The organism is Chryseobacterium endalhagicum, from assembly GCF_016745235.1.
Lineage (GTDB): Bacteria > Bacteroidota > Bacteroidia > Flavobacteriales > Weeksellaceae > Chryseobacterium > Chryseobacterium endalhagicum.
Map to the genome: position 1 here is coordinate 891,744 of NZ_JAELVM010000003.1, position 15,292 is coordinate 907,035.

Consider the following 15,292-nt stretch of genomic DNA (forward strand, 5'->3'; position numbering starts at 1 on the left):
TGCGTCCCACATGTTAATTGTAACAAAACAGCATGATTACCTCTTCTCAAAAAGAATTTCAATTTCCCGGATTAAATATCTTTACCATCGAAAAGGCCAGATGCCAATTCGCCATATCTTTTGTTATGGTATTATTTTCGTCATCAGCGTAAATAATTCACACAGGAGAGTAACAATATTTAACAGAACCACACCAATTATAAAAAAACACCGCATCATTCAATAATCATGTAAATTCTCAAATATGAAGAAAATACTGTACGCCTTTATTATTTCTGTGATTGCAGCTTTTGTTCTGAACAAGCTGGTGTTCCGGGATGTTCCGCAAAAGGAAAGACAGAAATTCCTTACTGAAGTTCAGCTTTACAAACACCCCATTAAAAGCGTTTCTCCGGATTATCAGGACAACAGCGACCTAAAAGTTCTGGATTCTGTCTTAAAGGGCAACAGGGTCCTGATGCTGGGTGAAAACACGCATTATGATGGCGCCACATCACAGGCTAAAAGCAGACTGATCAGATATCTTCATGAAAACCTGAACTACAATGTTGTCCTGTATGAGGCCGGGCAATACGACACATGGGTCATGAACGAAGAAATGAAGACTCACAGGATGAAGGTGCCGGCAGATTCTATCGGAGGCCTGGGACTTTTCTGGTTCTGGTGGCAGACTAAAGAATCTATGCCTCTGATCAATTACTATCAAAAAACTAAAACCTCTCCGAATCCCATTGAAATCGGAGGTTTTGACATCCAGCTTACGGGAAGCCATCTTTTCAAAAAACGCGCGAAACTCCTGAAAGATTTTTTAAGCAAAAACAAGATCAACCTCAACAGTTTTCCTGTTTTCAGCAAAAATATGGATAATCTGGAGTATTTAACCTTTAAAAGTACTGCTGATAAGATTCTTCAAGGAAATAAAAAGAAATTCCTTCTGGAAATCAGCCAGCTCGAGCAAGCGGTCTTACAACTTGAAAAAACACCGGAAAACACTATTTATGCCCAATATTTTCATGATATGAGGGACACATTCAATAAATCATGGAAATACGAACCCCAATCCCTGCCGAGCATGCAATTACGGGATTCACTGATGGCGAGGAATCTTATTCATCAGATTGATTCTGTATACAAGGACCAAAAAATCATTGTATGGTGCGCCAATATACACACATTCACAGAAAAATATGAAAAGGTATACGTTCCGTTGGGAACTTATATCAAGAATAAATATGGCAAAGCTTCTTATATGATTGATTTTTCATCCTACGGCAAAAGGGGCGATCATGGTAATATCACTAATAAACCCGGGAAATTTGCCATCGAAAATGTATTCCACGAGACAAAAACCCCTTACTTTTTTATGAATCTGAGGGATATTCCTAAAAGCTCACCTCTGAAAAAGGAATTCGTATCCACCATCAATCAGGGAATTGATCAAAAAAAGATATGGAGCCGCTCTTTTGACGGAATCTTTTATATAGACATTAATACCAAGCTAACACCACTACAAAAGAAATAATGGAAAGCATCACTACACAAAACCTGAGTTATGCCATAGGTTCTAAAACTATTCTGGACAATATCAGCCTGAATGTTCCGAAAGGCAGCATTTACGGTTATCTGGGAAGAAACGGAGCGGGAAAATCGACCACGATAAAGCTTCTTCTGGGTCTTCTGGAGGAAACCGGCGATAAGATTTTTATTCAGAATAAAAGTTTAAAGCACAACAGAACGGAAATTCTTTCTTCCACAGGAAATCTTATTGAATCTCCCTGCTTTTACACTAAACTTACTGTTTTTGAAAATCTAAAATACCTGGACATTATCTACGGGAAAGGAAATAAGAGAATTGATGAAGTTCTGGAGCTTGTAGACCTTCAAAAAGAGAAAAAGAAGAAGGCAAACGCCTTGTCTATGGGGATGAAACAGCGGCTGGGCATTGCCATGGCCATATTTCATGATCCTGAATTACTGATTCTGGATGAGCCTTTAAACGGTCTGGATCCTCAGGGAATTTTTGAAATGAGGAAACTGTTTCAAAAGCTGAATGAGCAGGGAAAAACTATTTTCCTTTCAAGCCATATCTTAAGCGAACTGGAAAAAACAGCCACTCATATAGGAATTATTGAGGGCGGAAAGATGGTTTTCCAGGGAATGAAAAACGAACTTTTGAGCCAGGTTGAAAAGAATGTTATTTTGAAAGTCAGCAGCGGCGAAAAGGCGGCTTCTCTCCTTCAGGAAACTTTTTCTGTTTCTCAGAATAAACCTGATAAAATTTCAGTAAAAACCAGTGATGATAAGGAATTCAACACCGTTCTAACAACCATGATCAGTAATGGTATTGAAATTTATGACATCGAATCCCAAAGCGCGAACCTTGAACAGATCTTTATTAACCTAATCTCAAAAAGCCATGACTAATACTTTCTACAAAGCTTTTTCGTCCGAACAGTACAAACTCTCCAAAAACAGGGAGATCTTCGGAATTCTTCTGATGCCGGTCGTGGTTATTTTAGCCATAGACTTTTATATTATTTATGAAGCTATACGCTCCGGAAATACTGAAGCAGAAGGCAATCCATGGAAACTGATACTGGGAAGATATGTTTTTATGTTTTTTTATATGCTGTATCCTATCCTTGTGTCGCTGTTTGTACATGCCTGCTGTGATGTGGAATACCGGAACAACAATTATAAGATCCTGTTTACGATCCCTGTTTCAAAACTGAAAATATACGTTTCCAAGGTTTTATTTATTCTGATCACGGTTGTATTCTCTTTGCTGCTATCCTATATTACATTTCTGGCAAGCGGTTATGTTCTGGGAACACTGTTTCCCGGTCTGGGATTTCATGACTATGATTTCAGGGAAGTGATATTTTATGTTTTCTTAAAATTTTCCATCACCCTTTGTGCAATTGCCATGGTGCAGCTGACCTTAAGTCTGACCTTTAAAAGCTTCATCTACCCTATCGGATTCAGTATGTTTATGCTTTTGTTTTCCGCACTTGCCAAAGAAAAAAAATTCTCCGATTTTATAGTCTACACCGGCGGATATAAATCTTGTGATAATTTATCATTTGAAAATATTGCTTTTGAAAGACTCGATTACTGCAATATCGCTGCTGTATTTATTTTTGCCGTTTTGGGCTGTTATTTGTTTGTTCGTAAAAAAGGGAGTTAATTTTTTTTAAAATATAATTATCGGGTTAAAACTTTAAATCAACAGATTTTTTCATTCATAATCCACTGATCTATAATGAACAATATCCGAAAGCTTTGGAAAACAGGGATTCTCTATGTTCATCATTGTTTGACAGGGCTCAATAATATTTTAATATTTTTTTACATTTCTCTTTTTTATTTAAAAAAAGTTGCTATCTTTGCACTCGCTAAAACGAAGTAAATATTCGTTTAGATGACCATCAATCGGGGCGTAGCGTAGTCCGGTCATCGCGCCTGGTTTGGGACCAGGAGGTCGCAGGTTCGAATCCTGCCGCCCCGACTGTTTTATAATTTTACATAAAATTATTGAATGGGTGCGTAGCTCAGCTGGATAGAGCATCTGCCTTCTAAGCAGACGGTCAAAGGTTCGAATCCTTTCGCGCTCACTTAAGACTCACAATGAAAATTGTGAGTTTTTTTGTTTTATAATACTTCAGTAAAATTTACAAGTTTAGATAGAGCATCCCGATTTTGTAATCGGGACGGCAAAGGTTCGAATCCTTTCGCGCTCACTTATAAAAAGACTTTACAGAATTGTGAAGTCTTTTTTTGTTTTGAATCGCTATTCTTTCAGGCAGTGAAAAAACCTTGTTATGTAGAGAAATCCCTGTTGTTCATAGATTTTCAAACGTATGGTTTGTTTAGTAAATAAAACTTTTGCATATTTATTTTGACTAAAACAACTCCTTACCTATGAATCATTTAGACGAAGCTCAGCATGATATGAAAGACGGTTACGGCTATGGATCAACCGGCGTTCTTATTTCCGGAATGATCTGGATGCTTTCAAGCCTGGCAGTACATTTTTATACTCCGCAAAAAGGCATCTGGTGTTTAATTATTGGCGGTATATTCATTTTCCCAGTTTCAACACTCATAGGAAAACTGGCAGGAATCAAAGGAGCTCATCAAAAGACTAATCCTCTCGGAAAACTCGCCATGGAAGGCACGATCTGGATGATTATGTGTATCCCTCTGGCATACGGACTATCTTTACACAAAGCTGAATGGTTCTTCCAAGGAATGCTGATGATTATTGGCGGAAGATATCTGACGTTTGCCACCATTTACGGCACAAAAATTTATTGGATCCTGGGAGCTGCTCTGGGACTGGCAGCCTTCATTCTTTTTAAAACAGGTGCAGGAGCTTTTCTATCTGCCCTTGCAGGAGGTTGTGTGGAAATAATATTTGGTTTTATTATTTACGGACTTTACAGAAATGATAAACAGAAGAACCTCAGCAACAACTAGTATTAACCTGATCTCATTAATCCTGCATAAAAAAACCGCCGTAATTGATACAGCGGTTAATTTATTTTCAGCTAAAAGCTTATTTGATTTTATAAGAACTTCCGTCCCAAAGATAGGTTTTGGAAGAACGTTTTTTCTTTTCCCTGTCTTTGTCATCTCTTTCCATTTCCTCTGTTTTAAAGATAAAAGCATTGGGAATTCCTCCTTTATCATTGGGAAATACAAATTCTTCTGAATGATAATATACATCAGCATCCCCTACATTTGTAAGTTGTGGCAGCGCAACCAATTTCTTATCTCTAAAAAGAACATACTGGTCGTAGCTTGCAATTCCGCAGGCCTCGCCGGAAACCATGGCTTTAAGGGTTAATTCCACATTCTGCAACTTATGACCGCTTTCAATGGTAAATGTGGCATAACTCATCTCTTCTCCTCTTCCTGTATCGAAATACACCTCATCAATTAAGGAGGTTCCTTCAAGAACTTTTATCCCTGCAATATTCTGTTTAATGGTTCCGCTGTTGTCTTTACTTTTTCTGTCTACCGTTTTTGAAAGCCCAAAAAGGAAGTCGTAACCGTTTTTGTTTCGGTACCCTACACATAGATTTCCGCCCCAGATGTAGCCTTCGGAAACAGCATCTCCTTTCTGATAGGAAACTTTGTACCAGTTGGCCCCTCTTTCACCTAACCTAAGAATAGCCTCTTCTTTTTTAAGGATCATCACCTGCTGATTGGTCTGCAGTGAATCCAGAACTTCTGATTTTACATCCGGTTCTTTTCGAACTCTGGTCCAGTCTGTAAAAATTTTCTGGGCTTTATTTTCCTCAAAACCAAAAACACCGTCAGCATACGTCATACTTTCTTCCTGCGCTGAAAAAAACTGCAGCACCATTAAAAATAAAACCGTCAATAAGGATTTCATATTTGTATTTGTTTTTCTATTATTTCTCAAGCAGTAAGCTTACCCATTCTTCACGCTGTAACTTTTTAGTAAGCTCCAGGCCGCTTTCTTTACACACTTCAAGAATATCATCCACATCAAAGAAACACAGTCCAGAAAGCAATAATTTACCACCCTCATTCATTACAGAAACATAGGTTGGAATATCGGAAATCAGGATATTCCTGTTGATATTGGCTAAAATAATATCAAAATTTTCTTTTCCTAAATTGTCTGCCGTTCCCAATTCAATATCCAATTCAACACCATTTCTGGCAGCGTTTTCTTTTGAATTTTCTACAGACCATTCATCAATATCGATTGCTTTTGTATCTCCGGCTCCCTGCTGTTTGGCATAAATGGCCAATACAGAAGTTCCGCATCCCATGTCCAGAACTTTTTTACCGTTCAAATCCATATCCATCATCTGCTGGATCATCAGGTGGGTGGTAGGATGATGCCCGGTTCCGAAAGACATCTTAGGCTGAATGATAATTTCATGCATTCCCGGTACCGATTCATGGAATTCTGCTCTGATCAATACTTTATCATCAATATTGATCGGTGAAAAGTTCTTCTCCCATTCTTCGTTCCAGTTGATGTTCGGCATTTCTTCGAAAGAATAAGTGATCTGTACATTTTCATTTTCAAAAAGCGGGAGTGTTTTAAGCTCTTCTTCGTTGAACAGTTCTTTCTGAATATATCCTAAAATTCCGTCAATTTCTTCTGTAAAGCTGTCAAAACCTATTTCAATAAGCTCTGCCATTAGGATCTCGTTCCATGGCTGTAGTGGAGAAATCTTGAAATTGAATTCTAAATAATTTTGCATGTGAGTGAATAATTTAATGCAAAAATAAGGATGTTATTACGGTTAAAAAAATGGAAGTATGACCTTCAGTGATTTTTTTAATTTTTATTCTACTGCAGATATCTAAATTTTGACTGAAGCCTGATGCACCTGTATGAATAGAAAAGCGGGCTAAAGCCCACTCCTATTGAATATCTTTACTATTTTTTGATTTTACCCGACATACAATGCCGCATCAAAACCTCATCAACGTTAAATCAAAAAAGCGGGCTAAAGCCCGCTCCTATTGAATATTTATTATCTAAAAATCAGTCATACACCGACCCCGTAACCGGAATCCCATAACTAATAACTAATAACTAATAACTTATAACTTATAACTTATAACTTATAACTCATAACTCCCCTACGGATTCGTAGAAAAAATTGAACCGTTCGCGATCAGTGCTCTTCTGTTCATTTTCAAAATATCTCTTACCCATTCTGCAAAATCTTCCGGCTGAAGGACTTTATCAGGATTTCCGTCTGTAAGTCCGCCCTGGATACTCATATCAGAAGCAATGGTACTTGGCGTCAAAGTGATTACACGGATATTCTGCTTTCTCCATTCCGCCATCATGGATTGTGACAATGAAACTACCGCTGCTTTAGAAGCTGCGTACGCTGACATATTCGGGCCCCCTTTCAAACCTGCGGTAGAAGCCACATTTACGATATCTCCTTCGCCATTGGCTTTCAGAAACGGATAAACTGCTTTAGCCGCATAATAAACTCCAAAAAGATTGGTTTTAATCACCTGCTCCCAGGTTTCGGAAGACATGTCTTCAATGCTTCCAAAATCTCCAATTCCTGCATTATTAACCAAAATATCTACGCTTCCAAGTTGTTTGGCAAGAGATTCAATTCCTGCTTTTACTTCAGATTCATCATCAATGCTGAAAACTGCATAGGCAGAATTTACACCTAATGCTTTAATTTCCTCAACCGTATTTTTAAGATTTTCTTCGTTTCTTCCCGTCACCGCAACATGTACGCCTTCATGAGCCAGAGCTATCGCAACAGCCTTTCCTAATCCTCTTCCTCCACCTGTAACGATGGCATTTTTTCCATTTATATTCATAATGATATTGTTTCGCAGCACAAATTTACAAAAGAACATTTTTACAAGGCGGGAAGAATCCAGATTTAACTGAATTTTAATAACAGAGTCGGATCTGAAGATTTTTTTTTAACCACAAAAGTGACAAAAGTTTTTTAACACTTAATTATTTTGAAGTTAAAAGCTTTTTGATAAGAAGATCACATAAGTTGTTTAAAAGTCAAAGATTTTTATACTGAATATGCTTAAATAAAGTTGGATAAACGCAAGGGCGCAAGTTTTTTATTTAACGCGTTTTTAAGGCGCAAGAAAATCAAAGATTTTCAACCATTTTTGAGATTGCTTCTCGCTATACTCCTCGCAATGACGGCAGTATACAATTTTATCGGAGATAAAATCCTTGCGCCTTAAAGCATTCGGATTAAAAAAAATTGCGTCTTTGCGATGTCCAACAAAATGTATAAACATCTGTGAAAATCCGTGTATCCGTGGTGAAAAAAACAACCACAAAAGTCACAAAACTTTTTAACACTTAAGTTATTTTGAAGTTTAAATACGTTGTGAATAAGAAGATCACATAAGTTTAAAAAAAATCAAAGATTTTTATTCTGATGATTATCAAAATCTGTGTAATCCGTGATCTGCGGGAGATAAAAAAACAAAACCGGCTTATTATAAAACCGGTTTCTATTGAAAGTATAGTAGAAAAATGAAAAGCTATGGAATAAGAACCGGGTTCTGCACCTCGAATTCTTCTGAAGCCGTAAACTGATTTCCGTACATATCAGCTGCTCTCACTTCAAGTTTATGTTTCCCTAATGCAAGTTTCTTTGGAAAACCGGCAGCCCAGATATGCTTTGACATTTCAGGATTGGAAGGTCTTCTTCCCGGAAATAAATTCTGTGTAGAATCCCATTTGAATACGGAAAGGGCAAAATTCGGATCTACTGCTTCATCGTACTCCATTTCCTCCCAGTTTCCGTTGTCTATCCTGTATTCTACTTTATCCTTTTTGCTTCCCATAAAGAAGTTGGCAAGAATTTTCGCAGACGTTTTTGACGGATAAGGAATTACTTTCGGAACATACAGTTTGATCTGATAGTCCTCCGGCTTCCCTGCTGTCTTATATTTAACTTTATACTGATTATCATTAAAGCTGATGAAAGAATAGCCTTTCGCTGTTCCATCTCTCATCGTGGAAGTAGGAAGTCCCGCATCATCCGGTGTTCCGGAATACCAGTCTCCACACGTGGTTCCAACATTGTATTCATGAAGGTCTTTTACTCCGTTCCAGCCTGATTTTTTGGTGTAGAAAATCTGCTGCTGAATATGGGTATGAGCCGATAAAAGAAGAACGTTTTCAAAAGGATTCAGGAAATCAAATAATTTCTGGCGGTCAGCATTTCTGAAATTGTCTTCGTTGTTATGCTCCAACGGAATATGGAAAGAGATAACGATCAGTTTGTTTTTATCAACCAGTTTCAGATCGTTCTCAATAAATTTCAGCTGATCCTCACGGAATCCGCCCCAATAGCCTTTTCCGTCTCTTGGATCGGGATACAGAATATCATCTAGAATAATAAAATGTACATTTCCGTAATTGAAAGAGTAATTGGCCGGGCCGAAATTATGTTCAAAAGTTTCATCTGAAAAACGGTCTTCCTTGGCGTCATAATTCATGTCATGATTTCCCATCACATTGTACCACGGCAGCCCGATCTCTTTCATTACATCCGCGTAAGGTTTCTGAAGACTTAAATTATCACCCACCAGATCTCCAAGACTGATTCCCAGCACTGCATTTTTCTTGGTGTTTTTCACTTCATTCACGATGCCTCTTTTGAAATAATCCAGCTCTTTTTCCGTGTAAGGCTGCGGATCTCCAAAAACAAGGATGTCAAAATTTTTACTTTCCTCTTTTTTATAAAGTGGGAAATTCAGCTCTTTTGGAAGTTCTCCTGTTGGTGCTGTTCCTTTATATTTAAAATCAGACGGTGAACCTTTTGGTTTGTGATGATAATAAAACTGCGGCAGATTATTCGTGTTCAGAGCAGTCTGGTATCCTGAAGGTTTGATCACAAAGATAGTCTGGTCTTCCTGAACCGGCAGACTGTACCTTCCGTTTTTATCGGTAAGCACCACCTGGACTCCATTGGAAACGGCAACGCCTTCAATTCCTTTTTCCCGTTTTTCTTTCTTTTGGTTCCTGCTGCTGTCTTCAAACACATATCCTGAAACAGAATCCTGTGAGAACGCCATCGCTGAAATCAGCACACACGGCATTAAAAGTTTTACTCTTATACTCATATCTTTATTCTTTATTCTTTATTCTTTAATTAAAATTCTACTTATTCCACCACATTCTCACATTCACATCATCTCCGCCCATCTGCTGTACTGCTGCCTGGTAATTAGCCGTGTTCAGAACTTTGGGATTGGGAGGATACATTAATCTCTTTGGCATGGCACCGCCATTCAGAAGACCGCCGTTATCCGGAAGCACAGGGAATCCCGTTCTTCTTTTTTCAAACCACTGCTGCTGATCCACAAAGAAAAGGGCAACATATTTCTGAAGCATAATTCTTTCCATATTGGGTTGATAAGCCACATTGGAATTACTGAAATAATTGGCAGGAACCACAGCTCCCCACTGTTCTATCGCTGCTTTTACACCATTTTCATAATACGTTTGTGCGCTTCCCTGGATAATTCCTTTAAAGGCAAGCTCGGACAGGATGAACTGCAGCTCAGCATACGGATACATCAGGATCTTCAGAGGTGCTTTGGCAAGGTTCTGATTAAGATTGGAAGGCTGATAATCGAAGGTTGTTCCAAAAGGATAACCGGAAGGTGCACCTTTATACCCGATATTTACATTGTTCAGATCTTTGGCCTGGGAGAAGAACATCGCCAGGCGCGGATCATTATTATTTTTTAATGTAGATACAAAAAACTCGGACGCAGCTCTTCCCGTGGTAAAATCCTGAGGTCTGGCAATAGGCGGCATCAGAGGAGAAACTCCCGAAATATCCAGCTTGGCTCCATCAGCATTGCTCTGAAAAATCGGATAGACCGTTGGATTACCGATGATCTCCTGAATTCTCGCATGAACATTCACTTCGCCGTTTTTACTTAAAATTCTTGTCAGCAGTCTTAAAGAAAGTGAATTGCAGAATTTTTTCCAGTTGGTAATTCCGTTCGCATCCGATTCCGCCTTGTAAAACAGGTCATTTCCTGTAAGCACTTTATTGGTAATAAAAAGGGAATTGGCGGTTTTCAGATCATCCAGCAGTTTTACATAAATATCTTTCTGCCTGTCAAATTTAGGCTGTAAAATTCCTTCATCAAGTTTCAATGCTTCAGAAAAAGGAATATCGCCATACGTATCGGTCAGGTTGGAATAGATCCATGCATTCAGGACCAAAGCAATGGCTTCATAGTTTTTGTCGCCTTCATCTATGGCTGCTTTTTTCAGGTCGTCCACCTGCTTCAGCCATCTGTAGGAATTATTCCAGAATCCGGAACCTGTATTTTCAGTGATGTAGTAACGGCTCAGCGAGTTTCCTTCATTGGGAAAGTCCAGAGATACCTGCATCAGGTCGAAAGTAAAATCATTAGCCCTGTTATAGCCTACTGAAGCCATATTATACTGTACCGGAAGCAGCAGGGAGCTGGCCACGGGTGTATTGATCCGGCTCTGGTCTTTATTGATCTCATCGAGATTTCTGTCGCATGACACAGCAGTTCCCAAAAGCACAAGAAATGCAGATATATAGATAAGTTTTTTCATTGTTCTGATTTTTAAAATTTAACGTTTAACTGTATTCCAACTGTTCTTGAAGTAGGCAGCTGCCCCATTTCAATCCCCGGTGTAATGGTAGAATCATCCAGTGTTGCGGCCTCCGGATCAAAGAGTGGAAATTTGGTCCACATCCAAAGGTTTCTTCCGAATAAGGCAAGCGTGATATCCGTAACTTTCAAAGGATCAATAATTGATTTCGGGAAAGAATAAGAAATCCTGGCGTCTCTAAGCTTGATGAATGAAGTGTCGAATGAATTGGTTTCCACATTGGCTCTTCTGTAATAATCTGCATAATACGTAGGAACGGCAACTCCTTTGGTATTCGTGGAGAAACTTCCATCCGGATTTTGAACCACGCCCTGCCCTACAATAAGGCCGTTCGGATTATCTCTTCCCCAAAGGGTGTGCTCAAGTTTACCCTGTTCGGACATTTTGTGATGGGACTGGGAATAGGCAATTCCTTTATACTGCCCATCAAATGAGAAACTTAACGTTATATTTTTATATTTAAATTCATTCTGAAGACCGGCTCTCCATTTCGGATAGGCATTTCCGATCTTTTTCATTTCCGTAGGTTTTGCTGTAAGCCCGTCGCTGCCGTAGATCACCTGTCCGTCCGGAGAATACATCAGGCCGTAACCGTACATATCACCCAGCGAACCTCCTACTACAGCATTGTAATAAACCACTCCGCCTACACTTCCGATGGTATAAGGTTCACCGTGGAATTCTTCAGGAAGGGAAAGAATTTTATTTCTGTTCATGGACCAGTTGGCGCTGATATTCCACGAGAAGTTTTTATTCTTTACCGGATAGGCATTCAGCGTCATTTCAATTCCTCTGTTTCTGATTTCACCGGCATTAATGATCCTTTTATTATACCCGACTTCATACAAGACCGGGATCACAATCGTCTGGTTCCTGGAATTGTTCTGATAGGCCGTGATATTATAGTTTAATCTGTTTTTAAGGATCGTGAAATCCATTCCTCCTTCGATATTCGTGATCATTTCCGGTTTAAGATCCGGGTTGGGATACAGCAGCGGAGATTCTACGGAACCTGCAAAAGAGCTGTTCTCATAGTATTTGTCAAGCATATAGTTGTAGGTATCGTTTCCTACTTTTGACCATGACAGTCTCAGTTTCCAGAAATTGAACTGGTCCGACTTTATTTTGAATATATCAGACAAAACAAATGATGATGATACTGATGGATAGAAGTAAGACCTGTTGTGTTTAGGCAGCGTACTGCTCCAGTCGTTTCTGGCAGTCACATCCACAAAAACAAGATCTTTATAACTGAAGTTTGCCAGTGCATAGGTACTGTTTACCTGATTATCATTAGGTTTCGGAAGCTTATTATCCAAAGCGACTGCATTGGTGAGCTGATATACGCCTGCTTTATTGAGACCTATCGCCCTGTAGTCGTTCATGCTCTGCTCATAATACCTGATATTTCCTCCGGCCGAAGCTGTTACGCCAAAATCTCCGAATTTATTTTTATAGGTAAACAAAATATCATTATTCAAATCAAAATACCGGATATACTGCTCTCTGTAATAACCTTTCAGATAGTTGGCAGAACTCCACGGCCTTCTCTGGGTACGGAATTCATTGCTCCATTCCAAACCGGATTTAAGGGCAACATCAAAGTTTTTTGCCAGCTGGTAATTTACGTTGATATTTCCGGTAATGATCTTTTTATCTGTAGAATTCAGGTTTTCATATGCAATAACGTAAGGGTTATCGATGTAAGAACTGAAAGGATGGATCTGGTCTACCTGTTCCTGTCCGTTTTTCCAGATAGGTCTGTACCACGCCAGATCTACGTTGGGATTCTGGAAGATCATGAAATAGGAGATCGACTGGTTGTTGTACCCTGTAGCCGGAAGGTTATCACTTTTGGTCTGGCTGAAATTCAGTTTGGTCCCGACTCTCAGCCTGCTGCTCATTTTATGATCAACGGATACGGCAGCATTTAATCTGTCAAAGCCGGTATTCGGCATCATCCATTCATTTTTAAGGTAAGAAAGAGATGATCTGAAAGCGGTGGTTTCATTAGAATGTTCCAATGACAGACTGTTTGAGTAAGTGGTTCCAACCTGCCAGAAATCTTTAATATTGTTTTTGTAAGGCCTCCAGAGTTGTCTTTCTTTACCCTGCCCTTCTACCGACGGATCATACTGAAAATAGTACTGCCCGTCAAATTTCGGTCCGAAAGCGCTGCTGGTAGATCCGGTATTCACTCCATCTGCAGAAGCTCCGTAAGAGTAGTAATAATTTCCGCCTTTATCTTTCTGCATGGTCCCCTGCCCGTACTCATACTGGTAATCCGGCCATTTAAGAACGGTATCAAAGCTGGTATATGAATTCAGGGTGATCTGAACCTTTCCTTTTTTTGTTTTTCCGGATTTGGTGGTGATCATAATGGCTCCCCTGGAACCTCTGGAACCATACAATGCGGATGCACTCGGTCCTTTCAGAACGGTAACGGATTCTATATCATCCGGATTGATGCTGTTGTAGCTGTCTCCATAATCAATGGGAAGATCGCCTCCCGAACCTGCGCCATAGGCTGAAGTTCCGGTTCCGTTTCTTCTGTCGCTTAAAGGAACACCGTCTACAACGATCAGGGCTCCGTTATTGCCCATATTCATCGAAACATCTCCTCTGAGGGTAATGCGGCTGGTTCCCAATGGTCCCGCTCCTGCGGTCTGAACTTTCAGTCCGGCCACTTTTCCTTCCAATGCCTGTGCCCAGTTGTTGTTCTGGGTTTTGAGGATTTCTTCTGACTTTACAGTCTGGGTAGAGTATCCTAAAGACTTGTCCTGTCTTTTGATCCCAAGAGCGGTTACCACCACCTCATCAATGCCTCTAACAGTATCTTTTTTTACTTTCTGCTGAGCTGCCAGATTGACGCTGACTAATCCCAGCAGCGACAAAACCAGCAGTTTTTGTATCTCTTTACGCATATCCTTTTTGTTTGCGCAAAATTAAAATTACATTATGGCTATGGTTTTAACATCATTTTAACATTTATTAAAAGATTATTAAACAAAAGATGAACAGATCCTTAACAACATTGATACACGCCTGATAAACAAGCGTTTAGAGAATTAAGGATTATTAATGCCGTTTTATATCATCATTCCTCTAACTTTATTGTCTTTTTTTGATAAAATGTAAAATATTGATTTACAGAATGGAAGATAGAGGAAGGGAGGAAGGAAGCTATGGTTGGATTCCTAATTTCCGGCAGTGAATAATTCACTATTTCGGCTTTAAAATCTTATTTTATTATTTAAGGCATAAAAAAAGCCTGCCTCAGAATAGAGACAGGCTTTAGATTTTAGTATTCAGCCTAATTTCTTAGGATACCTCTGTTATTTATTTTTCAACTGATCCGGAATATTGGTGGTAATAAAACCGATCCCCTGATTTTTCAGTTCCTGATACACTGCTGCATCATTCACTGTCCAGGAATTTGTGATCAGTCCCAGTGCTTTAGCTTCAGAGATCCATGTAGGATTTTTCTGGAAAACGCTGTAATGATAATCCATTCCGTCCAGACCTTCATTTTTGATCTGCTCAGGAGAAAGCTCACCGTTCAGATACTGTACTTTGAATTTCGGTTCCAGCTTTTTGATCTGCTTGCAGATGTTCAGGCTGAAAGAAATATACTCGCTCTGCCCTTCCAGCTTCATATCCTTAATCATTTTAAGGGTTTTCTGAGTGATCTCGTTTTCGATTTCGGGAGTTTTAGCGGGCTTAATTTCGACAATCAGCTTTAAAGAAGGATCTTTTTTACCCTGCTTCAGATAATCCTTTAAGGTGGGAAATTTTTCACCGTTAGAAAGTTTCAGCTTCTCCAGTTCCTTGAAAGAAGTTTCGGAGATCTCCATTTCGCCGTGATGCTCATCATGATTGATGACAAGAACGCCGTCTTTGGTCATTCTCACATCAAATTCGGATCCGTATATTTTTAATTTCTGGGCATTTTCTAAAGATGCCACAGAATTTTCCGTTGTGGGCGGCTGGGCCTGGAAATAGCCTCTGTGCGCAATAATCTGGGTTTGTGCCTTCATTACAACTGTGCTTAAAACTGCTAACCCTAAGATAATTTTTTTCATAATACAATTCGATAATTAAATTAAAAACTTAAAA

At 39.2% G+C, this 15,292-nt stretch carries 11 protein-coding genes and 2 tRNA genes; 6 read left to right on the forward strand and 7 right to left on the reverse strand.

Features of this window, described 5'->3' with window-relative positions; translation table 11 throughout:
• Positions 1 to 244 precede the first annotated feature (244 nt).
• From JET18_RS19610 to JET18_RS19635, 6 genes are all read left to right on the forward strand, one after another.
• Positions 245 to 1,522 carry an erythromycin esterase family protein gene (locus tag JET18_RS19610; RefSeq protein ID WP_202093980.1) on the forward strand — a complete coding sequence of 426 codons (1,278 nt, stop codon included), beginning with the start codon at positions 245 to 247 and terminating at the stop codon, positions 1,520 to 1,522.
• Positions 1,522 to 2,424, forward strand: a complete 903-nt coding sequence (locus JET18_RS19615) for an ABC transporter ATP-binding protein (protein ID WP_202093987.1) — start codon at positions 1,522 to 1,524, stop codon at positions 2,422 to 2,424. Before JET18_RS19610 ends, JET18_RS19615 begins: the two co-directional genes overlap by 1 nt.
• The gene (locus JET18_RS19620; protein WP_202093989.1) at positions 2,417 to 3,187 is read left to right on the forward strand and encodes an ABC transporter permease; all 771 of its coding nucleotides are present in this window, start codon (positions 2,417 to 2,419) and stop codon (positions 3,185 to 3,187) included. The genes JET18_RS19615 and JET18_RS19620 overlap by 8 nt, the downstream gene beginning before the upstream one ends.
• A gap of 246 nt (positions 3,188 to 3,433) precedes the next feature.
• Positions 3,434 to 3,508: transfer RNA gene (locus JET18_RS19625), tRNA-Pro, on the forward strand.
• Between the two features lie 32 nt (positions 3,509 to 3,540).
• A tRNA-Arg gene (locus JET18_RS19630) sits at positions 3,541 to 3,614 on the forward strand.
• A 307-nt stretch (positions 3,615 to 3,921) separates the two neighbouring features.
• Positions 3,922 to 4,479: a DUF7010 family protein gene (locus JET18_RS19635; protein ID WP_202093991.1), complete on the forward strand. Its 558-nt coding sequence runs from the start codon at positions 3,922 to 3,924 to the stop codon at positions 4,477 to 4,479.
• A gap of 79 nt (positions 4,480 to 4,558) precedes the next feature.
• Here the strand turns inward: JET18_RS19635 and JET18_RS19640 are convergent, their stop codons facing one another.
• The 7 genes from JET18_RS19640 to JET18_RS19670 all read right to left on the reverse strand — a co-directional run bounded on the left by JET18_RS19640 (position 4,559) and on the right by JET18_RS19670 (position 15,258).
• Positions 4,559 to 5,401: an SH3 domain-containing protein gene (locus JET18_RS19640; RefSeq protein ID WP_202093993.1), complete on the reverse strand. Its 843-nt coding sequence runs from the start codon at positions 5,399 to 5,401 to the stop codon at positions 4,559 to 4,561.
• A 19-nt stretch (positions 5,402 to 5,420) separates the two neighbouring features.
• Positions 5,421 to 6,248, reverse strand: coding sequence for a 50S ribosomal protein L11 methyltransferase (gene prmA / locus JET18_RS19645; RefSeq protein ID WP_202093995.1), 828 nt, complete (start codon positions 6,246 to 6,248; stop codon positions 5,421 to 5,423).
• Between the two features lie 385 nt (positions 6,249 to 6,633).
• The gene (locus tag JET18_RS19650; protein WP_202093996.1) at positions 6,634 to 7,347 is read right to left on the reverse strand and encodes a 3-ketoacyl-ACP reductase; all 714 of its coding nucleotides are present in this window, start codon (positions 7,345 to 7,347) and stop codon (positions 6,634 to 6,636) included.
• A gap of 696 nt (positions 7,348 to 8,043) precedes the next feature.
• On the reverse strand, positions 8,044 to 9,609 hold the full coding sequence (locus JET18_RS19655) for a calcineurin-like phosphoesterase C-terminal domain-containing protein (protein ID WP_202094373.1): 1,566 nt from the start codon (positions 9,607 to 9,609) through the stop codon (positions 8,044 to 8,046).
• Positions 9,610 to 9,670: 61 nt separating this feature from the next.
• Entirely contained in the window at positions 9,671 to 11,116 is a 1,446-nt protein-coding gene (locus JET18_RS19660) for a SusD/RagB family nutrient-binding outer membrane lipoprotein (RefSeq protein WP_202093997.1), read from the reverse strand.
• Between the two features lie 11 nt (positions 11,117 to 11,127).
• Positions 11,128 to 14,100: a SusC/RagA family TonB-linked outer membrane protein gene (locus tag JET18_RS19665; RefSeq protein WP_202093999.1), complete on the reverse strand. Its 2,973-nt coding sequence runs from the start codon at positions 14,098 to 14,100 to the stop codon at positions 11,128 to 11,130.
• 411 nt (positions 14,101 to 14,511) lie between these two features.
• The gene (locus JET18_RS19670) at positions 14,512 to 15,258 is read right to left on the reverse strand and encodes a glycerophosphodiester phosphodiesterase family protein (protein WP_202094002.1); all 747 of its coding nucleotides are present in this window, start codon (positions 15,256 to 15,258) and stop codon (positions 14,512 to 14,514) included.
• Positions 15,259 to 15,292 lie beyond the last annotated feature (34 nt).

Coding starts and splice junctions, on each gene's coding strand:
- JET18_RS19610 (WP_202093980.1), top strand. CDS start 245: ATGAAGAAAATACTGTACGCCTTTATTATTTCTGTGATTGCAGCTTTT.
- JET18_RS19615 (WP_202093987.1), top strand. CDS start 1,522: ATGGAAAGCATCACTACACAAAACCTGAGTTATGCCATAGGTTCTAAA.
- JET18_RS19620 (WP_202093989.1), top strand. CDS start 2,417: ATGACTAATACTTTCTACAAAGCTTTTTCGTCCGAACAGTACAAACTC.
- JET18_RS19635 (WP_202093991.1), top strand. CDS start 3,922: ATGAATCATTTAGACGAAGCTCAGCATGATATGAAAGACGGTTACGGC.
- JET18_RS19640 (WP_202093993.1), bottom strand. CDS start 5,401: ATGAAATCCTTATTGACGGTTTTATTTTTAATGGTGCTGCAGTTTTTT.
- prmA (WP_202093995.1), bottom strand. CDS start 6,248: ATGCAAAATTATTTAGAATTCAATTTCAAGATTTCTCCACTACAGCCA.
- JET18_RS19650 (WP_202093996.1), bottom strand. CDS start 7,347: ATGAATATAAATGGAAAAAATGCCATCGTTACAGGTGGAGGAAGAGGA.
- JET18_RS19655 (WP_202094373.1), bottom strand. CDS start 9,609: ATGCCGTGTGTGCTGATTTCAGCGATGGCGTTCTCACAGGATTCTGTT.
- JET18_RS19660 (WP_202093997.1), bottom strand. CDS start 11,116: ATGAAAAAACTTATCTATATATCTGCATTTCTTGTGCTTTTGGGAACT.
- JET18_RS19665 (WP_202093999.1), bottom strand. CDS start 14,100: ATGCGTAAAGAGATACAAAAACTGCTGGTTTTGTCGCTGCTGGGATTA.
- JET18_RS19670 (WP_202094002.1), bottom strand. CDS start 15,258: ATGAAAAAAATTATCTTAGGGTTAGCAGTTTTAAGCACAGTTGTAATG.